Source organism: Acinetobacter wuhouensis, from assembly GCF_001696605.3.
Lineage (GTDB): Bacteria > Pseudomonadota > Gammaproteobacteria > Pseudomonadales > Moraxellaceae > Acinetobacter > Acinetobacter wuhouensis.
Window position 1 is genome coordinate 821,880 of sequence record NZ_CP031716.1, and the last position, 25,661, is coordinate 847,540.

25 protein-coding genes are annotated in these 25,661 nt (G+C 37.7%); 15 read left to right on the forward strand and 10 right to left on the reverse strand.

Annotated elements, in window-relative coordinates; translation table 11 throughout:
- Window positions 1-51: 51 nt before the first annotated feature.
- The 4 genes from BEN71_RS04545 to BEN71_RS04560 all read right to left on the reverse strand — a co-directional run bounded on the left by BEN71_RS04545 (window position 52) and on the right by BEN71_RS04560 (window position 4,420).
- On the reverse strand, window positions 52-915 hold the full coding sequence (locus BEN71_RS04545) for a 1-aminocyclopropane-1-carboxylate deaminase/D-cysteine desulfhydrase (RefSeq protein ID WP_068974039.1): 864 nt from the start codon (window positions 913-915) through the stop codon (window positions 52-54).
- Between the two features lie 103 nt (window positions 916-1,018).
- Window positions 1,019-2,137: an HlyD family secretion protein gene (locus BEN71_RS04550; protein ID WP_068974038.1), complete on the reverse strand. Its 1,119-nt coding sequence runs from the start codon at window positions 2,135-2,137 to the stop codon at window positions 1,019-1,021.
- Window positions 2,138-2,211: 74 nt separating this feature from the next.
- The gene (locus BEN71_RS04555; protein ID WP_068974037.1) at window positions 2,212-3,864 is read right to left on the reverse strand and encodes an MFS transporter; all 1,653 of its coding nucleotides are present in this window, start codon (window positions 3,862-3,864) and stop codon (window positions 2,212-2,214) included.
- A 7-nt stretch (window positions 3,865-3,871) separates the two neighbouring features.
- Window positions 3,872-4,420, reverse strand: coding sequence for a TetR/AcrR family transcriptional regulator (locus BEN71_RS04560; RefSeq protein WP_068974036.1), 549 nt, complete (start codon window positions 4,418-4,420; stop codon window positions 3,872-3,874).
- Window positions 4,421-4,690: 270 nt separating this feature from the next.
- Between BEN71_RS04560 and BEN71_RS04565 the strand changes: the two genes are divergently transcribed.
- The 3 genes from BEN71_RS04565 to BEN71_RS04575 all read left to right on the forward strand — a co-directional run bounded on the left by BEN71_RS04565 (window position 4,691) and on the right by BEN71_RS04575 (window position 6,289).
- Window positions 4,691-5,317, forward strand: coding sequence for a D-Ala-D-Ala carboxypeptidase family metallohydrolase (locus tag BEN71_RS04565; RefSeq protein WP_068974035.1), 627 nt, complete (start codon window positions 4,691-4,693; stop codon window positions 5,315-5,317).
- 6 nt (window positions 5,318-5,323) lie between these two features.
- Window positions 5,324-5,974 carry a hypothetical protein gene (locus BEN71_RS04570; protein ID WP_068974034.1) on the forward strand — a complete coding sequence of 217 codons (651 nt, stop codon included), beginning with the start codon at window positions 5,324-5,326 and terminating at the stop codon, window positions 5,972-5,974.
- A gap of 135 nt (window positions 5,975-6,109) precedes the next feature.
- Window positions 6,110-6,289: an NF038215 family lipoprotein gene (locus tag BEN71_RS04575; RefSeq protein ID WP_068974033.1), complete on the forward strand. Its 180-nt coding sequence runs from the start codon at window positions 6,110-6,112 to the stop codon at window positions 6,287-6,289.
- Window positions 6,290-6,336: 47 nt separating this feature from the next.
- Here the strand turns inward: BEN71_RS04575 and BEN71_RS04580 are convergent, their stop codons facing one another.
- Window positions 6,337-7,956, reverse strand: a complete 1,620-nt coding sequence (locus BEN71_RS04580; protein WP_068974032.1) for an oleate hydratase — start codon at window positions 7,954-7,956, stop codon at window positions 6,337-6,339.
- A 438-nt stretch (window positions 7,957-8,394) separates the two neighbouring features.
- Here BEN71_RS04580 and BEN71_RS04585 point away from each other — a divergent pair, with 438 nt between their 5' ends.
- Together BEN71_RS04585 and BEN71_RS04590 are read left to right on the forward strand one after the other, a co-directional pair.
- Window positions 8,395-8,976 carry a LysE family translocator gene (locus tag BEN71_RS04585; protein ID WP_171405012.1) on the forward strand — a complete coding sequence of 194 codons (582 nt, stop codon included), beginning with the start codon at window positions 8,395-8,397 and terminating at the stop codon, window positions 8,974-8,976.
- 59 nt (window positions 8,977-9,035) lie between these two features.
- The gene (locus tag BEN71_RS04590) at window positions 9,036-9,518 is read left to right on the forward strand and encodes a hypothetical protein (protein WP_068974030.1); all 483 of its coding nucleotides are present in this window, start codon (window positions 9,036-9,038) and stop codon (window positions 9,516-9,518) included.
- A 46-nt stretch (window positions 9,519-9,564) separates the two neighbouring features.
- Here BEN71_RS04590 and BEN71_RS04595 read toward each other — a convergent pair whose 3' ends face one another.
- The 4 genes from BEN71_RS04595 to BEN71_RS04610 all read right to left on the reverse strand — a co-directional run bounded on the left by BEN71_RS04595 (window position 9,565) and on the right by BEN71_RS04610 (window position 12,788).
- On the reverse strand, window positions 9,565-10,308 hold the full coding sequence (locus tag BEN71_RS04595; RefSeq protein ID WP_068974029.1) for an amino acid ABC transporter ATP-binding protein: 744 nt from the start codon (window positions 10,306-10,308) through the stop codon (window positions 9,565-9,567).
- A 13-nt stretch (window positions 10,309-10,321) separates the two neighbouring features.
- The gene (locus BEN71_RS04600) at window positions 10,322-10,999 is read right to left on the reverse strand and encodes an amino acid ABC transporter permease (protein WP_068974028.1); all 678 of its coding nucleotides are present in this window, start codon (window positions 10,997-10,999) and stop codon (window positions 10,322-10,324) included.
- Window positions 11,000-11,001: 2 nt separating this feature from the next.
- The gene (locus tag BEN71_RS04605) at window positions 11,002-11,844 is read right to left on the reverse strand and encodes an amino acid ABC transporter permease (RefSeq protein ID WP_068974027.1); all 843 of its coding nucleotides are present in this window, start codon (window positions 11,842-11,844) and stop codon (window positions 11,002-11,004) included.
- 92 nt (window positions 11,845-11,936) lie between these two features.
- Entirely contained in the window at window positions 11,937-12,788 is an 852-nt protein-coding gene (locus BEN71_RS04610; RefSeq protein ID WP_406565272.1) for an amino acid ABC transporter substrate-binding protein, read from the reverse strand.
- Between the two features lie 577 nt (window positions 12,789-13,365).
- On the opposite strand from BEN71_RS04610, the gene BEN71_RS04615 reads away from it, so the two are divergent.
- The 7 genes from BEN71_RS04615 to hisC all read left to right on the forward strand — a co-directional run bounded on the left by BEN71_RS04615 (window position 13,366) and on the right by hisC (window position 20,602).
- The gene (locus tag BEN71_RS04615) at window positions 13,366-14,817 is read left to right on the forward strand and encodes an RNA polymerase factor sigma-54 (RefSeq protein ID WP_068974068.1); all 1,452 of its coding nucleotides are present in this window, start codon (window positions 13,366-13,368) and stop codon (window positions 14,815-14,817) included.
- A 188-nt stretch (window positions 14,818-15,005) separates the two neighbouring features.
- Window positions 15,006-15,347: a ribosome hibernation-promoting factor, HPF/YfiA family gene (gene hpf / locus BEN71_RS04620; RefSeq protein WP_068974025.1), complete on the forward strand. Its 342-nt coding sequence runs from the start codon at window positions 15,006-15,008 to the stop codon at window positions 15,345-15,347.
- A 140-nt stretch (window positions 15,348-15,487) separates the two neighbouring features.
- A complete protein-coding gene (gene ibaG, locus BEN71_RS04625) occupies window positions 15,488-15,739 on the forward strand; it encodes a BolA family iron metabolism protein IbaG (RefSeq protein WP_004830087.1) in 252 nt (83 codons plus the stop codon).
- Window positions 15,740-15,745: 6 nt separating this feature from the next.
- On the forward strand, window positions 15,746-17,011 hold the full coding sequence (murA, locus tag BEN71_RS04630; RefSeq protein ID WP_068974024.1) for a UDP-N-acetylglucosamine 1-carboxyvinyltransferase: 1,266 nt from the start codon (window positions 15,746-15,748) through the stop codon (window positions 17,009-17,011).
- Window positions 17,011-17,706: an ATP phosphoribosyltransferase gene (hisG, locus tag BEN71_RS04635; protein ID WP_068974023.1), complete on the forward strand. Its 696-nt coding sequence runs from the start codon at window positions 17,011-17,013 to the stop codon at window positions 17,704-17,706. The genes murA and hisG overlap by 1 nt, the downstream gene beginning before the upstream one ends.
- Before the next feature lie 196 nt (window positions 17,707-17,902).
- Window positions 17,903-19,207 (forward strand): histidinol dehydrogenase, encoded by a 1,305-nt coding sequence (hisD, locus tag BEN71_RS04640; RefSeq protein WP_167443672.1) that lies wholly within the window; start codon window positions 17,903-17,905, stop codon window positions 19,205-19,207.
- Window positions 19,208-19,504: 297 nt separating this feature from the next.
- Window positions 19,505-20,602 (forward strand): histidinol-phosphate transaminase, encoded by a 1,098-nt coding sequence (hisC, locus tag BEN71_RS04645; protein ID WP_068974021.1) that lies wholly within the window; start codon window positions 19,505-19,507, stop codon window positions 20,600-20,602.
- A gap of 30 nt (window positions 20,603-20,632) precedes the next feature.
- Here hisC and BEN71_RS04650 read toward each other — a convergent pair whose 3' ends face one another.
- Window positions 20,633-21,994 (reverse strand): anthranilate synthase component I family protein, encoded by a 1,362-nt coding sequence (locus BEN71_RS04650; RefSeq protein ID WP_068974020.1) that lies wholly within the window; start codon window positions 21,992-21,994, stop codon window positions 20,633-20,635.
- 260 nt (window positions 21,995-22,254) lie between these two features.
- Here BEN71_RS04650 and filA point away from each other — a divergent pair, with 260 nt between their 5' ends.
- The 3 genes from filA to filC all read left to right on the forward strand — a co-directional run bounded on the left by filA (window position 22,255) and on the right by filC (window position 25,660).
- Window positions 22,255-23,292, forward strand: a complete 1,038-nt coding sequence (gene filA / locus BEN71_RS04655) for a putative pilus system protein FilA (RefSeq protein ID WP_068974019.1) — start codon at window positions 22,255-22,257, stop codon at window positions 23,290-23,292.
- 198 nt (window positions 23,293-23,490) lie between these two features.
- A complete protein-coding gene (gene filB / locus BEN71_RS04660; protein ID WP_068974018.1) occupies window positions 23,491-24,324 on the forward strand; it encodes a putative pilus system C39 family peptidase FilB in 834 nt (277 codons plus the stop codon).
- A gap of 52 nt (window positions 24,325-24,376) precedes the next feature.
- Entirely contained in the window at window positions 24,377-25,660 is a 1,284-nt protein-coding gene (gene filC, locus BEN71_RS04665; RefSeq protein WP_068974017.1) for a putative pilus system protein FilC, read from the forward strand.
- The last annotated feature ends 1 nt before the right edge of the window (window position 25,661 follow it).

The window sequence follows — 25,661 nt, forward strand, 5'->3', positions numbered from 1 at the left end:
TTATAGTCAAATTTAAATTAATTTTCAGGACTATTATTATCGACTTTAAAATCAAATACGTCCTTGCAAGCCACCTGAATGAATCACCAAGATTCGACTGTTTTTAGGAAAATAATCTTTTTGAATTAAATCAAATATCCCGAATAGCATTTTCCCTGTGTAAATATGCTCTAAAGGAATTTGGTATTGTTTTTCAAAATTTTCAATAAATTCGAGTAATTCATCATTGGTTTTTGCATAACCGCCACAACAGTAATCATCCAATATTTTCCAGTTCCGCTTATTGCTAAGTTGCGCAACGTCATCAGTGAGAAAATCGCCTTTCAATGCTGAAAATCCCAAAACTTTTTGATGCTTTGCACTTGCTTCAATCAGTCCTGTAATCGTTCCACCTGTCCCTACCGCACAACAAATCACATCATAATTTTTTAAATCATCTTCGGTCAGGATTTCGTGGCAACCTTGGATCGCAAGCTTATTGGTTCCACCCTCAGGAATGATATAGCTGTCAGAATAGTGTAGTTTTAATTCTTGTAGAAATTCATAGGTGTCTTTTAATCTATATTTTTCACGTGAAACAAATTGAAGTTGCATGCCAAATTGTTGCGCTGTGCTCAGGGTATGATTGAGTGCTTTATTCATCAGTTCTTCACCACGAATGATGCCGATACTGTCAAAACCAAAGCGATGTGCCGCGTATGCAGTTGCTGCAATATGATTGGAATATGCACCGCCAAAGGTGATAATTTTTTTATATCCTAATCTTTGTGCTTCTAAAAAGTTGTATTTAAGTTTGAAAAATTTATTGCCTGAAATTTGTGGATGAATTTGATCAAGGCGCTTAATGGTAATGTGTGTAGAAGAATCAACCTGTATGGTTTGATAGGGAATAGCTTGGGCGATTTGATCAAACATAGACAATATTGCTTATTGAAGTAAATCAAGATTGTTACATCTTACTCAAATCTGACGTTAAAATCAGATTTGAGTTTAGGTCTAATATGTTTAGGCAGTTTCACTATTTCGAATGGGTATCTACCGAAGTTACGACAGACATTCCTGGTCTTAAAAACTCAAGACCTTTTTGATTTGGATCAATGGCAATACGGACAGAAATCCGTTGCACCACTTTGGTAAAGTTTCCTGTGGTGTTATCCGGTTTTAGCACGCTAAATTCAGCACCAGCAGCAGGGGAGATTTGTTCAACATGCCCTGTAAATTTTTGATGTTTCATTGCATCCACAGTGAAAGAAGCCTTTTGACCAATTTTCATATCGGCAATTTGGGTTTCTTTAAAGTTAGCAATCACCCATGTTTGTTGTGGAATCAAGTACATAAGCTGTGTCCCCGCAGCGACATATTGCCCGATACGCGGTGTGACTTCACCCAATTGTCCATCCATTGGTGCAGTAATCACACTATAGTCTTTGGTCGTCACTGCTTGATCAAATTGTGCTTTGGCATTGGTGACTTGTGCCTTAAGTCCTGATTCTGCAACTTGTGCTGTTTTTAAGGCTTCTTGCGCAACCAAGACATCGGCTTCAGCTTGTTTGAGTAGTGCTAAATTATTCTTTGCATCTGCTGCGGCTTTATCTTGCTCAGTTTTAGAAACTGCACCACTATTTCCCAATTGTTGATAACGATTTAACTGAGCAACAGAAAGTTCATAAGTCGCTTTGGCTTGATCCACTTTGGCTTGGGCGGCCACAATATCGGCTTTACGCTGTTCAATCGCTTGGGTTTGATTTGCCAAAGTAGTATTGGCTTGATCTACACCTGATTCCGCTTGAGTAATTTTTTGATCATAAGTCGTTGTATCAATATGCATTAAGGCTTGACCTTTTTTAACATGATCAAAATCAGTCACCAATACATCTTTGATATAACCATTAATTTGAGAAGATAAAACCGTGGTTTTGCCTTTGACATAACTATTATCTGTAGACTCAATCGTGCTATCAAAAGGACCAATTTTCCAAGCTCGCATGATCACAGCGATACCGATCAATAAAACCAAGAACATCAGTACCAACGTACGTTTTGCCGTAGGGATTAGCTTACTTGATGGTGATGGCGTTGTTGGAGCATCATTTGTTGTAGGCACTTCTTTTTCAGTTGTATCTTGATCTTGTGACATAAAAATTCTCAAATCGTGTTAATGCATCATGTATTTTCATTCAGGTGTTCATTGATCAAATTTCATGTATCTAACTAACTACTATTTAGAATCTGTTGTTGTTTTCTTTGTTGATAGCGTGTCCATGTAATATTAAAACCACTCCATAGCAACAATAAGATGGCGAAGATTCCATTCATTGCGATCACATCATTGTAGGCACGAACTTGAGCTTCACGTGTGACCACCTGATTTAAATTACGATAGGCTTGGTTTTTTTCAAGTGCTTGATCTAATGTGTATTGGGCACTGGCTTGTTGATAGATTGCTAATCGTTGTGCCACGATCGGATCAGTAGGTTTTAAATCACTGATGATTTCCGTACGGTAGTTTTGAGTGCGTACTTGTTGATAACTTGAGAAAAAGGAATTTCCAATCAAACCACCAAAACTTTGTGTTGCTGAAAATAACACCACAAAAGTGACCATGTGTGAAGGCCCTTTTTGCAAAGCATTGACGATACCTGTGAGGAGTAGTGGGCCAATAAACATGCCACTGGCGAAACCAATGATAAATTGGCTGTAGTAAAAATTTTCAGGACGTACATCACTGGTCAAGTGATAGTCTAAAGTACATGCACAAAGAATAAGTGTTACTGCGCCTACAAGATGTAAAGTGACTCGTTCGCGTTTAAAGGTGAGTGCACTGAAAATTGTGCCTAAAGTAATTCCGATAAAAATCACTGCGTAGAGTGGTACAAACTGATCAGGGCCCATGCCCATTGTTTTTAAAAAATTAACCGCCGCATAACTTTGCTCCGACATGAGTAGGCGAATAGCAAATGCCCCGAAGATAAATTTTAGGGTACTGGCAGAGCCCAGCCAACGGGTAATGATTAGTGGATTGACACGATAATGTTCATAAGTCAGTCCAATAATAATTAAACTAAATCCTGCAATCAGTGCGTAACCTAACCATTTGGCTTCAGACCACCATAAAATCGGTCCTTGCGTTAGTACGATACAAAGCAATGCAAATCCTGGTGCGAGCAGAGCAAAGGTAAAGAAATCTTGCTTCTCAAAAACATCGATTCTTAAACTTCGTGGGAGTTTTACTGAAACCACCATAGCTAAGCAACATAAAGCCAAACCAAGTTCAAAGGTATATAAAACCACCCAATCATTGACATCGACAATGGCAGGGGAAATGATCCAAGCCAGTGGAATCCCGAGTTGTTGAAAACCAAGTGCTAAATACAAGCCACGTCCAAAATTGGCACGTTTAAAGGCTTGCATGATGTAATACATACCCAGAGAACTCAGTGGTGCTGCAACCAAACCACTAATGATTCGGACGATGAGTGCCATTTCAAAAGTATGTACAAAAATATGTAAGAACAACACGGCTATAAATAAGACCAATCCAATTTCTGAAAATAGTCGTAAACCATATTGCTGACGGGCTTTAAACAGAATCAAGTTGGAACTGATATTTGCCATCACATAAGCAGCAGGAATCCAAGCCGCTTCAGAGGGTGTAAGTGAATATTCACCTTGTATCAGCGGTAAATTTGCAGTGATAAAACCATTACTCAAGCTACCCGAAATTGCTACAAATACGCCAATAAAAAAATAAATCAGCTTTTTATAGGTTGGATGTGCAATAGCAGCAGGTGAACCAGGAAGCGTTGGACGTTCTTCAGGTGTCCAGTCTGGTGCTGGTTCGAGTAATCTTGGTGATTTATCCATGACTTAATTAAGCCTTGATGCCATCTACTAATAAATCTACAGCGCGTGTTGCAAGCTGGATTTGTTCCTCATCCGTCATACCTTGAAACGAAGCTCTAAGAATTCCTGTAATTAATGCATAATCTTTGGGGGTTAGATCTGGTCTACACACTTTATGGGCAATCGCTTGATCAATCAGTGGTTGTAAAATGGTGTCCCTTTTATGGTAAATATCGACTAAAACAGGATCATTTCGGTCGATTACACGCCAGTATTCCATTAAGGCGGTGAGATAAGGCAGATTATTGACATGATTTCGGATTAATCGAATTAAGCCATCGGGATAAGCTGAATACTCTTTTGCTCGCTCCTCCAAACGTTCTAAGGCTTGTTCCATCAAAGCAATGACCAGTTCTCTACGGTCTTGAAAATTACGATAAAAAGTCGCGCGACCAACACCAGCTTCATCAATAATCAGTTGTAAAGGTGCACGTATCCCTTGTTTTCTAAAGATATTAAGAGCAGCTTCGAGTAGATCTTCACGATTTTGCGCAGCTTGTAATTGGCGTTTAGACATGAGCGGAGAGGGATTGAATACTGTAGGTAATATTTAACGGACATTTTTGTCCGTTGTAAATGTTTTCCTATGTGGTTTTTTGTAAAGCGAATCTTAAAAATGGTTTTGTTTGTTTAAAATAGTCTGTGGAAGTCAGGTTATTCTTTTAACTTGTGCAATGAATTGATCTTATTTTTAAGATATTCCCTTTTTTAATAAAACAATAAGCGTGCTTTAATCGTGAAAAATATAACATTAAATATTCTCCAGATAATTCTGATCAGTAGCTTCATGTTTTTAACAGCATGTACAAAGCCTGAAAATAATAAGGCTAATCAACCACAGCAAAATAAATTGGATCAGCAGATCGAAGCGCAATTTAAGCTTTGGAAAGCTCAGCAGAATCCACAGTTATTATCAGAATATTATCAATTTATGTCGCAATATTTAAAACATCCACCGAGTTTAATGGAGCTGACTACAACGCGAAATTACATGCCTGAAAAGTGCTATTCCAAGCGTTTTGCAATTCCACCTAAAGCTTTTTGGAAAAATGTGGTCGGTAGTTTGCAATTGGTCGAAAAGTTAAATGGTAATGAGTATTTTAAAAGTTATAGCATCACTGCAATCTATCGTGATCCAGAGTTAAATAAGTGTGTCGGTGGTGCAGGAAAAAGTAAGCATTTAAATAATTATGCAGTAGATTTTTACATCTTAAATCCTAAAGAAAGTAATGCGGACGAACGTGAAAAACTGGTCAAAAAAATGTGTCAATTTTGGAAAATAGAAGGAAAAAATTTCAAAATGGGCTTAGGGATTTATGGAAATAATCGCTATCATATTGATACACAAGGTTATCGAACTTGGGGGAAAGATTTTAAATCTAAAAGTTCGCCGTGTCTGAAGGTTGATAAGTAGATTGATATGAAGAGTTTAAAGCAAGTAAAGCCACCTAAATTCCAAATTTTTATACCTTGTATCTTGTTGATTTTATCGAGTCATATACATGCAGAATATGATGATGAAGCTGATTTTAAAGATAAAGTCATCGGGCAGGTTGGACAAATTAAATTAAAACGTGAACATTGTAATCAGCAAAATTATTCATGTGATTATGTAGTTTATGATGCTAAAGGAAAGAAAAATACGTTGATTGAACAGTGGAGTAAGACGGCTGTTGTGTATCAATTTAGCCCTAAAGTCATGGGCTTTATGATCGGAGCGACAGGCAATGATCATAATTTGACAGTGATCAATGATCAAAATCAACAAAAAGATTATGGTAGCTTCTTAAGTATCAATGCGCGAAAGACGTGTTTTGTAACTTATGAACGTGATATTAAAAATATGCCTGATTCATTGGTATTTTATAGTATCCCTGACTTTAAAGTACGTTTAGTTTTGAATAAAAAAGTACCACAATTTAAAAAATTTAATGCGCTATCTAACGCAAATTTTGAGGACAATGGTGATTTCAGATTTGAATATACTTATCCTATTGAGAATGAATTAGGGATTCAAAATGTAATTGTTCAAAACCCATGTACAGCAAATTATCGAATTGTGATGGATTAAAGATGATTTCAAAACTTGATTGAATTAAGATATTTTATAAATATCTTGCAATAACTTGAAAATAATAAAAGCTGTTTTTTTATCCAAAAATGATATTCTAAAACTTAAAAATAAAACAATAAGTGAGGGTATGTGATGAAAAAGCTATCCATAGGTTTGAGTATTATTCTTGCAGTATGTCTTGTTGGATGTGAGAAAAAAGCACCAACACCGACAAAAACTGAAGTGCGTTCGATTTATATTGCGGGTGCACCTGTCTATGAAAAAGATTATCGACTAAGTGCGAGTGAGTATGTTGTGGAACCACAACATTGAGTTTAGATGCACTCAGAGCATTAAAATGCTCTGAGTGTTTGTAACGATCAATGGAAAACGCTTTCTAGTGCTTTTAGACCGACTTTAGGATCTAATAATCCATTATAAATTTCTGGTATTTCTCGAGTCACACCAAAATATTCATAAATTGCCATCATTGCACCACGGACTGAGTATTCCACTGTAAAGACAACGTCATCTTCAATTTCTACAAATTGACCTAAGAATGCAAAGTTTTGAGCACCTTGAGGAATAACTAGAGGACGATCACCTGGTTTGCGACATGCAAATAATGCAGAAGCATAAGGCATTATTGCAGTCGTCACAGTTGTTGTTGCCAACACATGATCTAAGATATCGTCAAAACCAAGCTGATGAATTAATTCAGTTAATATCTCCTGTCCAGTGGCTTGAGACATTGGTTTTTGAATATAGTCACCATTTTCATCAATTTGGAAACCATACCCCCAAAGAGTGAAGTGACTTTCTGGTAAGTCTGCAAAATGTGGCTGTGCAGGTACAACGACAGATAAATGCCAACCAGACTCAAACCAAGTCATAAGTGCGCCTGTACCCGGTTGATTTCCTGTATAGTCAATAATGCGATTGAGTAGGACATTATCTTGCATGGTGAGTGTAAAAGACTCCCATTTATGTTCATCTACATTGCCATAGAATGTCATTGGGCGACCAAAGTCTGGTGCTTTTTTCGCTAATGTTTCCCAAAGTGTCCAACCATGATCGAGGCGATCGCGGATGAGTTCTGGAACATCTTCATTACCACCATAACGAGAATCTGCAGTAATCGAACCCAAAGTGAAAATTGCAAGATCTTGTTCTTTCAGATCAATTTGCTCAGTTCCTTCAGGTAAATTGACATATAAACGTGTAGCACGACGTTGTTGATTTTCTGAGTCCATTTCAAAGTCTGCATCCGTTACATAATGTCCAAAACGTACATCAACACCTTGAGCAACAAGCCAGCGTTGTAAAGGCAAAATCATTGAATCATATTGGTTATATTTGGTTCTTTTAACACCTGCTAAGGTGTGGATACGGGGTAACTCTTGAATGAAGCGGAGAAAGTAGCGACGAAGTTCTGCAGCACTATGCCATTTTTGGAATGCAAATGTCGTACGCCACATGCGCCAAAAATTTGTGTTGAAGAAAGAGTCATCAAAAAACTCATCTATACGGCGACTTCCTATTTTTTCTTCTTTTGCAGCAAGTAAGCGTAGCATCTGAGCACGATTTAAAGTACTTAAACCCAGTTTAGATGCATCTAGGATCTGATGTTCTGCATCAATCAAACGAGCTTGGGCATGTGTTTTAACTTGTTCATTAAATTCTCGACATTCTTCACGCACTGAAATTTCTGGATTCTCTAAAGAGGGAATACTTGAAAATAAATCCCATAAACAGAGATACGTTTCATCTGTGAGCATTCGTCCCCCACGAGTCACCCATGCTTGTGTAGTATGGGGGGTATGACCGCCATCCATTGAACCACCTGAAATATCTAGCTCTTCCAAGATGTGGATATTTTGAGCAGGGACTTTAGCATCTCGAATGGCAAATGCAGCAGCCGCCATTCCTGCGATACCGCCACCGATAATCCAAAGATGTGCTTTGTTAGCATCGAGTAGATTGTGGTTATTTTTTTTCATATAGACCTCTAGATGTAAATTTACAGATTTTCAAATTTAAAGACATAATTTTATTATGGGATTTATATATGAAAAATCTATGAATTTGGAAGTTATTTTTTATGATAAAGATGCTTATTTTTATTGAATTTTAGGATGATTTATATATATTTATTTCGATTGAATTATTATTAAGGTATTGAAATATAATTTTTTATTGAGTTTTTGCTCTAAAAAATGATTTTGTAATGCAGTCTTGATAATATTACACAAGTGTCTTTTAAATGATACTTAAAAAGTATTATTAGATAGGGTTTAATCTATTTATTTAGAGAAATTTAAAAGCTTTTATACCGTGATTCAGTGTTGTGACGTAAAATAGTCTAACTTTGCTACTATATTTATTTGAGGTCTCTTTTGGAATCATTATTGGTTTTAGGTTCAATTGCCTTAGCGCTGATGTTAGGTGCAATTAGTCCTGGCCCTACATTTATTTATGTGGCAAAAAACTCAATTGCGATTTCACGTAAGCATGGTTTATTCACAGCTTTGGGTACAGGGACTGGTGCGGCTTTATTTGGTTTATTGGCAGTAATGGGGTTGCAAGCGATTCTTCTTGCTGTGCCATCTGCATATCTTGTTTTAAAAATTTGTGGTGGTCTGTATTTGCTTTGGCTTGCCTATAAAATTATTAAACATGCTAAAGAACCCATGGAGCAGGCGAGTGATTCAACGGCTGTCATGAGCTATAAACATGCTTATCGTTTGGGTTTAATCACTCAGTTGAGTAATCCTAAAATTGCGATTGTTTTAGCCAGTATTTTTACCGCATTATTACCAAAAGAAATTCCGACGTATTATTATTTTGTACTGCCTTTTTTATGTTTTTTTATTGATGCAGGTTGGTATTCCTTGGTTGCTGTTGCGCTTTCTGCGGAAAAACCACGCCGTGTATATTTAAAGTTTAAGAAAGTATTTGATCGTGTTGCAGGTGGAGTGATGACTTTGCTTGGTTTGAAATTGATTTTTGGGATGAAGTGATCACTACTATCAAAATAAAGTTAATCCTGAATAAATAATAGTCTTATAAGGATTATGGTATGAACCACTTAGAAACTTTGATTAGTGAATATTATGATTGGAAAGGTTATCTCATAAAAAGAAATTTGAGGGTTGGAAAATTAGCTGCTGGCGGTTGGGAAATGGAGCTAGATGTTATTGCTTTTAACCCTCTAGATCAGCATTTAGTCCATATTGAATCTTCAACTGATGCGCATTCTTGGGAAGTTAGGGAAAAACGATTTTCAAAAAAATTTACAGCAGGTGAAAAATATATATTTGACAGTGTTTTCCCATGGTTAGATCACAAGATAAGTATTGAGAAAATTGTTGTTTTGCCGTCACATCCATTAGGTCGAGATTATTTATGTGGAGCTAAAATTTTCTCAATAGATGAAATGATGTTTTTAATTAAGACAGAAGTTACAAAAGTTGGGAAAATTTCTAAATCAGCCATTCCTGAACAATATCCGTTATTAAGAACAATTCAGTTGCTGGTCAATGGTTATGTAAATCGAAAATAATCATAAATGAAAAGCTAGGGGCATAGTGCCCCTAGCTTTAGATATATCAATGCACAATCGAAATTTTTTCTAAGAAAAATTTAGTTCTTTCATGACGTTCATCAGGCTTATTGAAGAAGTCTGACGTTGAGCAGTCTTCTATAATTTTCCCTTGATCCATGAAAATCACACGACTAGATACTTTACGCGCAAAGCCCATTTCATGTGTTACACACATCATGGTCATACCTTCTTTAGCAAGTTGGCTCATTACCTCTAAAACTTCACCGACCATTTCAGGGTCAAGCGCAGAGGTTGGTTCATCAAACAACATACACACAGGATCCATACACAAGCCACGTGCAATCGCGACACGCTGTTGCTGACCTCCAGACAACTGACCAGGGAATTTATTCCTATGTGCAGCCAAACCAACACGATCTAAGTACTGCAAAGCTTTCTTTTCAGCATCAGCTTTAGAACGATTCAAAACCTTGATTTGCCCAATAGTTAAATTGTCCAAAACTGTCATGTGAGGGAACAATTCAAAGTGCTGGAACACCATCCCCACACGAGAACGGAACTTGGCTAAGTCAGTTTTAGGATCTTTTAACGGTGTTCCATCGACAATAATATTGCCCTCTTGAAACGGTTCTAAAGCATTGACCGTCTTAATTAATGTTGATTTTCCTGAACCAGATGGCCCGCACACCACGACAACTTCACCTTTCTCAATCGAGGTGGTGCAATCTGTGAGAACCTGAAAATCTCCATACCATTTTGAGATATGTTGTATGTCTATCATTGGCATATTGATTCTCCAATTATCGAATTATTGCTATTTTTTGATGTAAACGCTTCACAAGCCGAGAAAGCGCAAAGGAGATACAGAAGTAAACTATGGCTACGATGAGGTAGAACATTGCTTTTGTTTCAGCACCATAATTATTTGCTAATGTATTTGCCTGACCTAAGAAATCTGGTGCACTGATCACATAAACCAATGAAATATCTTGGAACAGTACGATAGATTGAGTCAGCAATACAGGTAACATATTTCTAAATGCCTGCGGTAACACGACATTGGACATGGTTTGTCCATAAGTGAAACCGAGTGCGTAACCCGCATTGACCTGACCTTTGGAGACAGACTGAATCCCTGAACGTACAATTTCTGAGAAAAAAGCGGCTTCAAAGATTGCAAAGGTGACAACAGTTGAGAACAACGGCCCCCAATAGGTATCCGACTGAAACTCAAAATATTTTGGCAATAAGAAATAGAAAATGAAGATGACTTGAATTAGTGGTACACCACGAAAGAAATCCACGTAAATTTTAGCAAAATTACTCGCTACAACATTATTTGAAAGTCTCATCATCGCCAAAGGCGTTCCGATCAGAATCCCACCAATAATGGATAAAATTGTCGCAATGGCTGTAAATTTAAGCCCTGATAGGAGTGCCTGCGTGACATTTGGATCTTGTAATAAACTGAATTCCATGACTATTTACCTCCCGAACCAAGACCAGGAACAGCCATACGCTTTTCAATCCAAGCCATAATCAATTTAATGGTGTAGGTAATGATTAGGTAGACTGGCGTGGAAAGAATCAGAATCACGATGTCTTGTGAAGTTTCTTCACGCATCGTTTTGGTATAAGCAAAGAAGTTCAAAACACTGAGCGCATAAAGCACCGCAGAGTTTTTGAAAATATTCATGGCTTCAGAAGTGAGTGTTGGCCAAACTATACGATAGGCAACAGGGAGAATCACATAACGATAACTTTGACTTTGAGTCAAACCAATGGCAAATGCAGCATTTTTTTGTCCACGAGATACAGTGTTAATCCCAGAACGAACTTGTTCAGCAATACGAGCTGCGGTGTATAGACCTAAGGCGAAAACTCCGACAACCGCAGGATTATCATTCAAGATATTTTGCCACCATCCACCAGCAACCATTTCACCACTACCCGTACTCATACTTAGTGGGAGAAGTTGTGGAAATACAAAAGCCCAAAAGAACAGTTGTACGATGAGTGGAATATTTCGGAATAATTCTACATAACATGTTCCAATAAAAGACAACGGTTTATTGGGTATTGTACGTAAAATTCCGATCAGCGATCCGAGCAGAAAAGCAATAAAAAAAGCAGCAATGGCAGTCCAAATCATTGTCCATACACCAGAACCGAGGAGTTGTAACCAAGTTGGTGCATCAGCAACAGGGGAGTAACTTTCACCACCAATCGCTTTACAGACAGATTCAGCCCATGCTGCTTTATCTAAGCTATATTCATTTGAGGGGAGACAATATGATGTCCAGTTAAGTGAGCCTACTGACATGTGTGCTCCTTGCATTTTTAATTTTAAAAAATTTATAGACCAGCATCTTATGGAGTTGCTAGTCTATAAACAGTTGTTTTTAGAGCAAGTTCTTAGTTGATACCAGCATCTGTAGGATTGGCTTTAAGTTTTAAATATGATGAGCTCATTGGCATATTTAAGTTGACATTTTTTGGTGCAATTGGAGATTGGAACCATTTTTTGTAAAGGGTTGCCATTTGACCATTTTTCCACATAGCGGTTACAACTTTATCCGCAACAGCCTTATATGCTGCATCACCTTTTGGAATCATGATGCCGTATGGTTCTGAAGAAAGCACAGGACCTACAATTTTAAAATCTTTAGGATTTGAAGACTTAGCAATCAAACCTGCAAGAATATTGTCATCCATTACAAATGCAGCAGCACGACCTGAAGCAACCATTGCAAAAGAGTCAGAGTGGTCTTTACCATAAACATTGTTTACGTTGATTTTCTCACCTTTCTCGCCCATTTTGATGTATTTGTCTGACGTAGTTCCCTGAGTCGTTACAACAGCTTTACCATTCAAATCGGCAATTGTTTTGATTGGGGCATTGGCTTTGACTGCCATGCGAACTTCTGTTGCATAATAGTTGGTCGAGAAACTGACTTGTTGTTGGCGCTGTACGGAGTTAGTGGTTGTACCACACTCCATATCAATATTCCCTGCTAACATTTCTGGAATACGGGTAGAAGATGTAACAGCTTTGTATTCCACCTTAAGATTTGGCATCTTCAGTGTTTTTTTCAATTCATTGGCAAAGTTATTACAAATATCGACTGCATATCCCATTGGCTTACCACCAACGACATAAGAAATTGGATCTGAAGATTCACGATAACCAATGATAACTTTTCCAGATTGTTTTATTTTAGCCAAAGTATCTGCTGCTTGAACCTGTGAAAAAGCACCGCCTGCCATGAGTATTCCGAGAGTTGTGGTGAGTACTTTTGCAGAAAGGGTTTTGTTAGATTGTTTCATTTGAGTTCTCCATTACAATTGTTTTTTGGCTGATTGATTGCTTCTTATTAAAATGAAGCACTTATCATGCCAAGCTTATTCCTTGAAAAATGATCCATCATATTTCTATATATTATTTTTATACTTACTATTCCAATAAGTAAAGGATAAAAATGATAATTTTTCGAACAATACAAATGTGATTCAAGTCACAGGTTGTTTGATATTTTATTTAAATATTTTGAAATAAATAGTGCCTTGCTCATTTATTTTTGCTTATAAATTTTGAATATGTATTTATATGGTTGATAGTTGTTGGTTCTGTTTTTAATTTTTGAATCATTGGCTTAGACCTTTTGAAACAGGAGCTTTTGATAGGGTTAAAATTTATCCCTAAATAATCAATAATTATATCGCGTCTATTGTGTTTTTTTACTGGTTGTCTTGTATTTCATGTGGTATAAAAAATAAATAGGCATGATTTTTGCTTTATTGAAAAACAAAATGATGTGAAATAAATAGTGTGGGAAGTATGGGTATGAAGTTATCGGTTGGATTAAAAGTTGCAAACTCTTTGTCGCTCACACCTCAATTGCAACAAGCCATTCGATTGCTACAATTATCAAGTCTTGAACTTGAACAAGAGATTCAAATCCAATTAGAAAGTAATCCTTTGCTTGAAAAAGTTGAGGAGGATACGCATGAAAGTTTGGAAAGTATTCAGCAAGAACAAAAAGAAACGGTAGAACTTTCAGATGCCTTGAATGCAGATCATTTACCTGATGAGTTACCTGTCGATACAGATTGGGATGATGTTTATACACACCAATCATCTGCGATGGAGCGTCCTGAATTTGAAGAACGTGAAGACAATCGTCATTCCGATGCCTCATTAAAAGAACATATGTTGGGGCAGGTGAATCTACTTCACTTTTCTCCAGTCGATAAGTTAATCGCCTATTGTATTGTCGATGCTTTAGATGAAAAGGGCTTTTTGGATGCAAGTATTGATGAAATCGTGAGTTCAGTACAACATCTACTTCAGCAAATGGATTATGACATCGAGGTTGAGGACGATGAGGTTTTAGTTGTTTTAAAGCATATTCAACGTCTTGAACCGATTGGTGTAGGTGCACGTAATCTAGCAGAATGTCTTTTTGTGCAAATTGAAGCTTTACCCGCGAGCACTTTATATCGTAAAGAAGCCTTATTATTACTGAAACATTATGAATTATTAGTGAGTAATGATTTAGCCAAATTGATTAAACAAACAGGGTTAAATGCAGACTTATTAAAGTCAGCCGTGATGTTGTTAAAAACGCTGAAACCTTATCCTGGTGCTGAGTTTGAGCAGAAAGAGTCTGATTATCAAATTCCAGATGTGGTGGTGTCTAAGAAAAATGGACATTGGCTTGTTCAGCTTAACCCAGACATTTTACCCAAGTTGAGAATTAACTCGTTTTATTCAGGCATGATTAAACGTGCAGATCAAAGTGAAGACAATCAATACTTGCGTAATCAAATGTTGGAAGCTAAAAACTTTATTAAAAGTGTCGATGAACGCCACAAAACTTTATTAAAAGTGGCGAGTTGTATTGTGCAACATCAACGTGAGTTTTTAGAAATTGGTGCGGAAGGGATGAAACCTTTGGTATTGCGCGATGTTGCAGAAGAAGTTGAACTGCATGAATCAACTGTTTCTCGTGTCACCACCAATAAGTTTTTACTGACCCCCCGTGGTTTGTTTGAGTTGAAATATTTCTTTTCCAGTCACGTCGGAACAACTTCAGGAGGCGAGGCTTCATCAACGGCAATTCGAGCGAAAATTAAGAAGTTGGTTGCTGAGGAAAATCCACGTAAACCATTGTCAGATAATACGATTGCAAATTTATTGAAAGAGGATGGAATCGATGTGGCACGACGCACGGTCGCAAAATATCGTGAATCGTTACATATTCCTTCATCATCAGACCGAAAAGTCTTGATCTAGTTTTTAAAGTGTGGCAATTCTATATGCTCATTATGACTAAATAATGAAAACCCGATGTTTTTTGGAGTAACTTAAATGATTGCATGATTTTGAGCATAGTACTGAGCACAGTTTTTCTCAGTGAATTCTGTCATGAAATCTTTTGGGTTATGACTTTCATATTCCTATAAAAGGAGAGGGATAAAGCTATGCAAATTACAATTCGTGGACACCATTTAAGTATTACCCCTGCAATAGAAGAAAATATTCGAGATAAATTTACCCAGATGACTAAGCATATTGATCAAGTCAATAGTATGCAGGTCAAACTCAGTAAAGATCATCAGCTTGATAAAAGATCAAAAAAGGGCAGTGCCAATCATATTGCTGAAGCAATTGTACGCTTGCCAGGTACGGAACTGTTTGCGCAAGCCAGTGCTGATGATATGTATAATGCGATTACCAAATTGACCGATAAGTTAAAAAGACAATTGGATAAGCATCGTAAAATGCAGTTGAATTTTGTACCTTTAGAAGTATTGACCACATAATTTTTCATGGTTTTAAAAGAGGTTGAAAAATACCTCTTTTTTTTATCGATAATTTTTGTATGAGTTAATGAATTATTTTACCAAGTTATAGTAAAATACTCGGTTTTTACACTGTCAGTCCTACAAATGAGGTCTAAGCAATGAATAGTGAACAGCTCACTGAAATTTTAAAAGCGGCTTTTCCTGATGCAGAAGTTGCTGTCAGTGGACAAGCAGGAAAATTTGACCTCCGTATTGTGGACGATCAATTTGAAGGTAAACGTCCTGTTCCTCGTCAACAAGCTGTTTATGCACCGCTCAATTCATATATCGCAAGCGGTGAAGTACATGCTGTGACTATTCGTGCAATGACTAAAGAAGAATGGCGCAAAGCCAGCATGTTTGGAGCTTAAGCGTCAATGGATAAATTTGTCATTCAAGGCGGTGCAAAAATCGAAGGTGAAGTTCGTATTTCAGGTGCGAAAAATGCAGCTTTACCTTTATTGGCAGCAATGATTCTTGCTGATACACCTATTACTCTAAAAAATGTCCCAAATCTAAAAGATGTCAGAACATTGGTTAAATTAATCAGTGGCTTAGGCATCACCATGACTTATGAAGGCGAAACTGTTACAGCAGATACGTCTACACTAGACAACCAGTTTGCGCCGTATGAATTAGTAAAAACCATGCGTGCATCTATTTTGGTGCTTGGTCCATTACTGGCGCGCTATGGTAGTGCAAAAGTATCACTTCCTGGTGGTTGTGCGATTGGTTCACGCCCTGTAGATCAGCATTTAAAAGCCTTAGAAGCTTTAGGTGCACATATTGAGGTCGAAAATGGCTATGTGATTGCCAGTGTCGATGGTCGCTTAAAAGGCGGTGAAGTTGTCTTTGATATGGTGACTGTAGGCGGTACAGAAAATATTCTGACCGCTGCGGTACTTGCAGATGGTGTAACCACAATCCGTAATGCAGCCCGCGAACCTGAAATCACCGATCTTGCACAAATGCTGATTAAGATGGGTGCGAAAATTGAAGGTTTGGACACGGATACACTTGTGGTGACTGGTGTTGAAAGTCTGCATGGTTGTGAATATTCTGTCGTTGCTGACCGTATTGAAACAGGTTCATATTTAGCGGCTGCGGCGATTACAGGCGGTAAAGTTAAAACCACGCATACTGATCCAAACCTGCTTGAAGCGGTATTGGATAAGTTTGAAGAAATGGGCGCAGAAGTGACCCGTGGTGATGATTGGATCGAATTGGATATGATGGGTAAACGCCCGAAAGCAGTCAGCTTCCAGACCTTGCCACATCCCGAATTCCCAACAGATATGCAAGCACAGTTGATGGCGGTAAATGCCATTGGTCGTGGTTTTGCAACAATTTCAGAAACGATTTTCGAAAATCGTTTTATGCATGTACCTGAATTAGCGCGTATGGGTGCAAATATTCAGGTTGAAGGTAATGATGCTGTAGTCACCGGTGTGGAAAAATTATCCGCAGCCCCAGTGATGGCAACTGACCTGCGTGCTTCATTCTCTTTGGTTCTAGCAGCTTTGGTTGCTGAGGGTGAAACCACCATTGATCGTATTTATCACATCGATCGTGGTTATGAAGATATTGAAGCAAAATTGCAGGGTCTAGGTGTCCAAATTAAGCGAGTGAGCGAGACAAGTTAATGAGCGATATGAGAAACGATGATCCAAACTTTGACGTAATGGGCAATTTTGATCATGGTTTAACTTTGGCATTGAGTAAAGGTCGTATTTTAAAAGAAACATTGCCTTTACTTGAAACTGCTGGAATTAACTTATTGGAAGATCCTGATAAATCTCGTAAGTTAATTTTCCCAACCACACATAAACAGGTACGTATCCTGATTTTACGTGCTTCTGATGTACCCACTTATGTTGAAAATGGTGCAGCGGATATTGGTGTAGCAGGTAAAGATGTATTGATGGAGCATGGCGCGCAAAACGTCTATGAGCCATTGGACTTAAAAATTGCCAACTGTAAGTTAATGACAGCAGGCAAAGTGGGAATGGAACGTCCAAAAGGTCGTTTAAAAATCGCCACTAAATATGTCAATTTAACCCGTCAATACTATGCAAGCTTAGGTGAGCAAGTTGATGTGATTAAACTTTACGGTTCAATGGAGCTTGCACCATTGGTCGGTTTAGGTGATTACATTGTCGATGTGGTGGATACAGGAAATACTTTGCGTGCCAATGGTTTAGAGCCTTTGGAAGAAATTTGCAAAGTGTCTTCACGTTTGATTGTGAATAAAGCCAGCTTTAAACGTAAGCAGACTTTGCTCAATCCAATTCTCGCACAGCTTGAAAAAGCCGTAGAAGAGCGTGAAGCGAAAAAGTAATTTGTAATAGAATGATTTTGAAATGAATGACCGCCCAAAAGGGCGGTTTTTTGTATTTAAATTTCAATATTTTTCGTACAGTGACGTAAATATAAGTTTGATCAAACTTTCCTATTAAACTTAATAAAATTGACCATGCGAACTTGCCCACAAGTCATTCAAAACAAGGTAAACTAAATCTTTCCTAAACAACCTTGTGGGTAAATTGATGCGACGTTTATCGACTCAAGAGCCAGACTTTAAACAAGTCTTTGCTGACTTATTGGCTTTTGAAACAGTGAGTGATCCTGAGCTTTTAAAAACCGTAGACCAAATTATTGCAGATGTACGCCAACATGGTGATGCACATGTACTAAAACTCACTCAACAGTTCGATCGACATCCAGCGCATCAATTTTCAGATTTAGAACTGTCACAAGAGCAATTGAAAGCAGCATTTGAAGGCTTAACGTCTGAAGTACGTGAAGCACTTGAAATGGCAGCCAATCGTGTGCGTGAATTTCACCAAGCACAGAAACAAGATGGTTGGACTTATGTTGATGCTTTGGGCAATACACTCGGTCAAAAAGTAACACCACTCGATCGTGTTGGGATTTATGTACCAGGTGGTTTGGCGTCTTATCCATCTTCTGTATTGATGAATGCTGTTCCTGCACATGTTGCGGGTGTGCAAGAAATTATCATGGTCGTTCCTGCGCCAAATGGTGATTTAAATCCATTGGTGCTTGCTGCTGCTTATCTTGCAGGTGTACATCGTGTATTTACGATTGGTGGTGCGCAAGCTGTTGCTGCATTGGCATACGGAACTGAAACTATTCCGCAAGTTGATAAAATCACGGGACCAGGCAATCGTTTCGTTGCTGCGGCAAAACGTGCAGTATTTGGTCAGGTTGGTATCGACATGATCGCAGGACCATCTGAGATTTTAGTCTATGCGGAAGGGCAGAATAATGCCAAATGGTTAGCAATGGATTTATTGTCACAAGCTGAACATGACACGGTTGCGCAAGCGGTATTTATCACACCTGATGAACAGTTGCTGAATGATGTTGCACAAGCCATTGAAGAACATTTGGAAGCATTGCCAAAAGCTGAAATTGCACGTACTTCGATTGCCAATCGTGGTGCATTGGTTTTGGTAAAAGATCGTGCTGAAGGTGCAGAACTTATTAACCAAGTTGCACCCGAACATCTCATGTTGTGTTTAGATGAAGCACAGGAAATGTCAGAAGATATTCGCCATGCAGGTGCAATCTTCATGGGACGTTATACACCTGAAGCGATTGGTGATTACTGTGCAGGTCCAAACCACGTATTACCAACATCGGGTACAGCACGTTTCTCGTCACCATTGGGTGTATATGACTTCCAAAAGCGTTCAAGTTTGATCATGTGTTCTGAGCAAGGGGTAAAACCACTTGCCAAAACTGCAGATATTTTAGCGCAACAAGAAAACTTGGATGCACATGCGAGATCTGCGAGATATCGTTATCAGTCATGAGATGAATAATCTCTAATTATATAAAACCTCTCCCTAACCCTCACTTGCGCTGAATTTTAAAGTTATACTTTAAAACACGCTCAGGAGAGGGGACTTTATGCTTCTGAAATGGAAATAGGTTAAAAACTATTAGGAGTATATTGGAAGATCCCTCTCTCTTTGGAATGAGTAGCGAGGCTACGCAAGAGGATGAGGGGAAATATTGAATTTGGTTTGGAAGATGACCTCTCCCAAACCCTCTCCTGGGAGGAGAGGGCTTACGTGATCGTAAGTTGAGTACATAAATGAGAAAATAAAATGCCAAACATCACCCCTGAACAAATGCGTTTTTGGAGTCCAGATGTACGTGAGTTAGAACCTTATGTACCAGGCGAACAACCGAAAATTCAAAATTTATTAAAGTTAAATACCAATGAAAACCCGTATCCACCATCGCCAAAAGTGGTCGCTGCGGTGCAAGCGGTATTGGAAAACTCAGCAGATGCATTGCGTCTATATCCTGACCCTGATGCGACTGCATTAAAACAAGCGATCGCCAAGCAACAACACGTTCCTGTAGAGCAAGTTTTTGTCGGAAATGGTTCGGATGAAGTTTTAGCACATATTTTTAAAGCTTTTTTTGTGCAAGATAAACCGATTCTATATCCTGATATTACCTACAGTTTTTATCCTGTTTATAGTCAGTTTTTTGGAATTTCAGCACAATCAAAAATTATTCCGTTGAATGATGATTTTGAAATCGTAGTAGATGATTATAAGCAACCGAATGGCGGGATTATCATCACCAATCCAAATGCACCAACCAGTATTGCATTAGGATTGTCTGCGATTGAAGAAGTATTGCAGGCTAATCCTGATTCAGTTGTGGTGATTGATGAAGCCTATGTGGATTTTGGTACAGAATCAGCAGTGAAATTGGTTGATAAATATGACAACTTAGTCGTATGTCAAACCACTTCGAAATCACGTTCTCTTGCAGGCTTACGTGTTGGATTTGCTATAGCACAGCCACATTTGATTGCTGCACTTGAAGCGGTGAAAAATAGTTTTAACTCTTTCCCGATTGATCGTTTTGCGATTGCAGCTGGTGTAGCATCTTTTGAGGATCAAGATTACTTTGAAGCACAATGCCAAAAAGTCATCAAATGTCGTGATACATTGATCTATGATTTGGAAGCTTTAGGTTTTAAAGTTTTACCATCAAAAGCCAATTTTGTTTTTGCGACATTGCCAAATCATGATGCAGGGGAATTGATGAAAGCCCTACGTGAAAAAGGCATTATTGTGCGTTATTTCAATAAGCCACGTATTAATCAGTTCTTGCGTATTACGGTTGGCACAGATGAACAAAATCAACGCCTTGTTGATACATTGAGAAATGATATTTTAAAATAATCAATATTTAAAATACATAAAAAGCGAATCTTAGGATTCGCTTTTTTCTTGAGTATTTTCAGGTTGATACCATGTATTGAGTAGGTCTAACATTGCTGAAACTTTATCAAAACATTCCTGATATTCAGCATCACAATCCGATGCAATGGTGATTCCGCCGCCTGCCCACAAAGACACATTGTCCTGATATTTTTGAATGGAACGAATCAGAATATTCCAGGAACCTGTACCATCAAAATTAAAATAGCCCATCGAACCACAATAAGCCCCTCGTGGCGCACCTTCGAGTTCCTCAATAATTTGCATGGCACGAATTTTCGGTGCACCTGTAATCGAACCGCCAGGAAGGGCAGACAGTAACATTTCAAATGGATTGACATCTTCTTTTAATATCGCTGTGACTTCACTGACCATGTGATGTACTTGATTAAAGGATTCAATATTAAAAAGTTTTGGCGTTTTGACTGAACCTGTTTCTGCATAAACACTGAGATCATTACGCAATAAATCCACGATCATGACGTTTTCCGCCTGATCTTTTTGTGAATGAGTCAGCGTGTTTTTTGATTGCTCATCTAACACAGGATCATCATAGCGTGGCATTGTGCCCTTGATCGGTTTGGTGGTGATTTTACGATTGGCTTCAAAGTCGATAAATAACTCGGGTGAACAGCTCAATAATTCAAAATCATCTATTTTTAAATAACCGGAATAAGGTGCATCGGTCAATTGCCAAAACTTTTCAGCAGTATCCAATAATGAGCCTTGCGCTGTGGTTGTAAATTCTTGCGTTAAATTAATTTGATAACAATCACCCGCTTTGATGTAGTTTTGTACTCGTTTAAATGCATGCTGATATTGCTGTTTTGTCCACGTTGCTGTGCAAGGCGCTTTTAAAGAGAAATTTGATTGTGAGTCTTGTGAGTTATTTAAAATATTTTGAATGAAGTGAAATAGTTTTACAGCGCAAGATTCTGTGCTGTAAAAATAAAAATGACCATTTTCAAGTTTAATGAATGTTTTATAAATACCGATATAAAAGTTGGGTTGATTTTTTAAATTAGAATCAATTTGTTGGTTGCTGGCATAATTGTAATCAATGAAACCAATATAACCGCCCTGAAAACTGTCACGTTGTTCAATACAATGTTGAGCGGAGAAGTTTAAAAAATCATTGAGCTGATTTTTTTTATTATCCAATTGATATTGGAATAAATTATTTCTTGAGTAGCAGAATTGTTGTTGTTTGATATAAATACAATAACTTTCAGGTAAAAATGAAATTACATTTTCACCTAAATTAGCTAAGTAGTTCACACCCGTTAATGTATTAAGTTTAAGGAGTAACTGCGAAACTTGATTTGATGGAAAATTTAATAACTTCCGAAACATAGGGATTGATAACCCGTAAATATAGTTGAAAAACTATAGTATTTTACCTGAAAAAACAAGTTAAAAAAGTGTTTACCGTTTATCGGTTTATTCTAAATTATGATAAACAGCAGTTGAACAAAAAGTAACATACAGTTAATTTAAAAGAGCAAAACGGACTGCTCAAGGATTGAAGTTTCTGTTGTCAAAAAAACAAAAACAACGGAAGGCTACGGAGAGTGGTTAAAAATGAAAAAAAATGCTCTTGGGAGAGTACAAACATGAAATTATTCACTAAACTCGCTTTGGTTTCTGCTGTAGCTGTAAGTTCGAATGCAATGGCTATGCAAGCAATGGATGATGCTGCACTTAGCTCTACAACTGGTCAAGATGGTATCTCTATCGGTATCGGTATTTCTAAAGTTGAAATTGCTAAATTACACGTTTTTGATGGTGATGGTTTAGGCTCAACTCAGGAATTATATACTAATTCAAAAGGTACTGTTGTGAAGGGTGCTGATGTTGGTGGTACTGGTACTACAGGTGCGATTACCATTAATAACCTTGTTGTTTCAGCACCAATGACAACAACAGAGGTTGATGATGGTACAGGTACAATGGTTTCTACACCGGTTCCTGATACAGCTCGTATGTTGGCGACTGGTCACTTAGCAGATGTGGTAATTGATACGGATGGTGGTAATGGTAGCCCATTCTTGAATATTGCTGCTGCAGTGTCAGGTTTGGATATTTCTTTAGGTAAAATTGAAGTAAATAATGCGACTGGTACATCTGGTGCTTATGTTGCAGGTGCTGCAAAGGCTGAAATCTTAAGTGGTTTAAGCTTGCAAACTGGTAAAATGACTGCAAATATCCAGTTAGGAAATACTCCGCAGGGTGCAATGATTAAACTTGATGGTACTATGGTTGGTGGTTTGGCAATTAATAATCTTGCTTTGAAAGACAGTTCTACTGCTGGTCAAGGTTATATTGCTTTGGGTAAAATTAAAATCAACGATGCAAAAGCAGATGGTACGACAGATGCTAATTTAGCTTTAGATACAGATATTGCGGTGAAACCAGAAGGTCTTGCAATTACAGCAATGAAAGGTGCTAATGGTACAAACATTTATGTACAAAAAATAATATTAGGTGGTGGTACTATTGCGTCTGGTAACACAGCATTCCAAGGTACTGGTGTTGGATCTGCTTCAATCGGTGATGTTGCGATTTCAGGCATGAAAGTTTGGAATGGTGCTGCAGGTCTAACTCCTGGTGCTGCTGTAAACGGTGCTGTAATTACAATCGCTGGTCACTAAGTTTTTGTAAAAAAAGCGCGTATATCACGCGCTTTTTTTTTACAAAAAATATGACAAAAGTTGTAAAAATATAAAATAAATGCTGTATTTTTAAATAAAAAGCGTTATCTTTGAAATATAGGGAAGAGTAGAGTGTTCACTCTAAAAATAAAATCAGCACTTTAGGCAAAATACTGCCGATACTTGATAGTTAAAATTATGTTAGAAATTACTTTAGGTTCGGCATTAATGTATTATTTTGCCAGCCACGAACTAGACGTGAAATCCAAGCCAAAAGATGCGATTTATTATACAGAGCTTGCGGATTCTCGAGAACAATCATTCGGACGTAATCATCGTGAGATGGTTCATGTCAAACCTGCCTTAGAAAACCAATTTCGTGGAATTGTTCGCCAAGCTTATGACTATAGTTGTGGGTCGGCAGCATTAACAACTTTGCTGAATGGTTATGTAGGTACCAATTTAACAGAACAACAAACCATGGAAGGTTTATTACGATTTGGGGAATACAATCGTATTATTGAACGACGAAGCTTTTCATTGCTTGATATGAAACGTTTTGTTGCTGCTATTGGTTATGAAAGTGGTGGATTTAAAGGTGAATTCACAGATTTGATTAATCAAAATCAACCGGTCATTGTACCGATCTCATATGCAGGATTTAAACATTTCGTTGTATTCAAAGCTTATAAAGATGGACGTGTGTATGTGGCAGATCCTGCATTAGGCAATATTAGTTTTGACCAAGAGCGTTTTAAGCAAATTTGGGAAAATAATACTTTATTTATAATCAATGCTCCGAAAAACCAACAAAATAATATGTTGGCATTGCAAGATGCAGATATGAGACATGTGGAAGATGCGACGATCAATCGTTATGCATTAGTAGAGGCACAATACTCAGCTGATTATACCAATAAGTTAGCAGACAAAGCGTCAACAATGCGTAAGGTGATTGACCAATCTACCACCTCTCCAACCTACAACCAGCCAATTACAACTTATATGAGACTCTATTATAAACGTAAGTAAAAGACGGATTAAAAATTAAATAATTGAATTAGTTTTTTGGGATAGGAATAATATGAATAATCAATGGATGAAAAGAACTTTACTTGCAGTGAGTATTCAATTTGCAATTGGAAGTTTATATGCTGCTGAGACGGCTCCGGCGGATATAGATGTCAGTCCAGAGGTTGCAACAGATCAAGCTGAAGCCGTAGCTACAGATTCAGCAGGTGCTGTTAGTGATGGCGCTGCGACAGAAGCTATTAAAGCTGAAGAAGCAACTCAAACTGAAGAGATCGCACCAGCTAAAGAAGAAGTAAAGATCAATAAGGATGAAACAAAATCCTTAGCTCCTAAGGCCGGTACTCAAGCTGCTGAAGCACTGCAAAAGCAAGAGGGTGATGCATCTCAAGAAACAAATTTACAAGAAGTTTTTACATCAAATGAGCGTCAATACTCTTTGATTAAAAAAGGTGAGATCTCAACTTTTTATGATTTAGATTATTCATATTATCGTGATAGTCAGATCAATAGTAGTATTCAGGATGGACAACTTTATCAATTACGTGTAGATGAAGATGCGAGTCATACTATAAGTAATACTTTTACCGCTCAGTATGGTGTGCGTGATAATTTAACATTTACTGCATCTGTCCCATTTATTGCAAAATCAGACAATTTAAAAGATACAACTGCAGCTGGCTTAGGTGATATTAGTTTAGGTGCACGTTGGGAACCGTTCCCATTAAAAGCAGGACGTTTACCGCTGATTTTATTTGGTAGCTTATCAACTAAAACAGGTGATAGTCCGTATGAAATCAATGCGGATAAAGATTTATCAACGGGTAAGGGATATTATTCAGTTGGTGTAGGTGCAAGTACTCGTAAATATATCGACCCAGTTGTATTGTTTGCTTCAGTTTCAGGAAATTACGGTTTAAAAGAAACAGATTTAAATCAAGTACGTGGTAATAGTGGTAATGCGAATGGTGAAGGCGGGGCACAAACTGGGGGGCAAATCTTAAAAGAGTTTGATCCTGGAATGACGGCTGGTTTTTCATTCGGTTTTGCATATTCATTTAACTATGATGTTTCTATGACCATGTCATATCAACAGTCATTCAATATGAATACGACATTTAAATATCAAAAACCTGGACAGACAGCACTAGATGAATACAAAGCAGCTTCGCAATCAAGTGGTATGTTTGCGATTGCGCTTGGTGTCCGTGTAAGCCCAGATACGATTGTCAATGGAACAGTTGGAATCGGTTTAACAGAAGATTCACCAGATATTTCATTGGGCCTATCATTCCCATTGGATATTTTAGGCTTTGGCAAGAAGAAAAAGCCAAACTAAG

Bases quoted from the DNA above. Each gene is read 5' to 3' on its own strand.
- BEN71_RS04575 (WP_068974033.1), top strand. From the start codon at position 6,110: ATGAAAAAGCTATCCATAGGTTTGAGTATTATTCTTGCAGTATGTCTT.
- BEN71_RS04590 (WP_068974030.1), top strand. From the start codon at position 9,036: ATGAACCACTTAGAAACTTTGATTAGTGAATATTATGATTGGAAAGGT.
- BEN71_RS04595 (WP_068974029.1), bottom strand. From the start codon at position 10,308: ATGCCAATGATAGACATACAACATATCTCAAAATGGTATGGAGATTTT.
- BEN71_RS04545 (WP_068974039.1), bottom strand. From the start codon at position 915: ATGTTTGATCAAATCGCCCAAGCTATTCCCTATCAAACCATACAGGTT.
- BEN71_RS04555 (WP_068974037.1), bottom strand. From the start codon at position 3,864: ATGGATAAATCACCAAGATTACTCGAACCAGCACCAGACTGGACACCT.
- BEN71_RS04570 (WP_068974034.1), top strand. From the start codon at position 5,324: ATGAAGAGTTTAAAGCAAGTAAAGCCACCTAAATTCCAAATTTTTATA.
- ibaG (WP_004830087.1), top strand. From the start codon at position 15,488: ATGAATAGTGAACAGCTCACTGAAATTTTAAAAGCGGCTTTTCCTGAT.
- BEN71_RS04600 (WP_068974028.1), bottom strand. From the start codon at position 10,999: ATGGAATTCAGTTTATTACAAGATCCAAATGTCACGCAGGCACTCCTA.
- hisC (WP_068974021.1), top strand. From the start codon at position 19,505: ATGCCAAACATCACCCCTGAACAAATGCGTTTTTGGAGTCCAGATGTA.
- filA (WP_068974019.1), top strand. From the start codon at position 22,255: ATGAAATTATTCACTAAACTCGCTTTGGTTTCTGCTGTAGCTGTAAGT.
- filB (WP_068974018.1), top strand. From the start codon at position 23,491: ATGTTAGAAATTACTTTAGGTTCGGCATTAATGTATTATTTTGCCAGC.
- BEN71_RS04585 (WP_171405012.1), top strand. From the start codon at position 8,395: ATGTTAGGTGCAATTAGTCCTGGCCCTACATTTATTTATGTGGCAAAA.
- BEN71_RS04550 (WP_068974038.1), bottom strand. From the start codon at position 2,137: ATGTCACAAGATCAAGATACAACTGAAAAAGAAGTGCCTACAACAAAT.
- hisG (WP_068974023.1), top strand. From the start codon at position 17,011: ATGAGCGATATGAGAAACGATGATCCAAACTTTGACGTAATGGGCAAT.
- murA (WP_068974024.1), top strand. From the start codon at position 15,746: ATGGATAAATTTGTCATTCAAGGCGGTGCAAAAATCGAAGGTGAAGTT.
- BEN71_RS04615 (WP_068974068.1), top strand. From the start codon at position 13,366: ATGAAGTTATCGGTTGGATTAAAAGTTGCAAACTCTTTGTCGCTCACA.
- filC (WP_068974017.1), top strand. From the start codon at position 24,377: ATGAATAATCAATGGATGAAAAGAACTTTACTTGCAGTGAGTATTCAA.
- BEN71_RS04560 (WP_068974036.1), bottom strand. From the start codon at position 4,420: ATGTCTAAACGCCAATTACAAGCTGCGCAAAATCGTGAAGATCTACTC.
- BEN71_RS04580 (WP_068974032.1), bottom strand. From the start codon at position 7,956: ATGAAAAAAAATAACCACAATCTACTCGATGCTAACAAAGCACATCTT.
- hpf (WP_068974025.1), top strand. From the start codon at position 15,006: ATGCAAATTACAATTCGTGGACACCATTTAAGTATTACCCCTGCAATA.
- BEN71_RS04565 (WP_068974035.1), top strand. From the start codon at position 4,691: ATGTTTTTAACAGCATGTACAAAGCCTGAAAATAATAAGGCTAATCAA.
- BEN71_RS04610 (WP_406565272.1), bottom strand. From the start codon at position 12,788: ATGGCAGGCGGTGCTTTTTCACAGGTTCAAGCAGCAGATACTTTGGCT.
- BEN71_RS04650 (WP_068974020.1), bottom strand. From the start codon at position 21,994: ATGTTTCGGAAGTTATTAAATTTTCCATCAAATCAAGTTTCGCAGTTA.
- BEN71_RS04605 (WP_068974027.1), bottom strand. From the start codon at position 11,844: ATGTCAGTAGGCTCACTTAACTGGACATCATATTGTCTCCCCTCAAAT.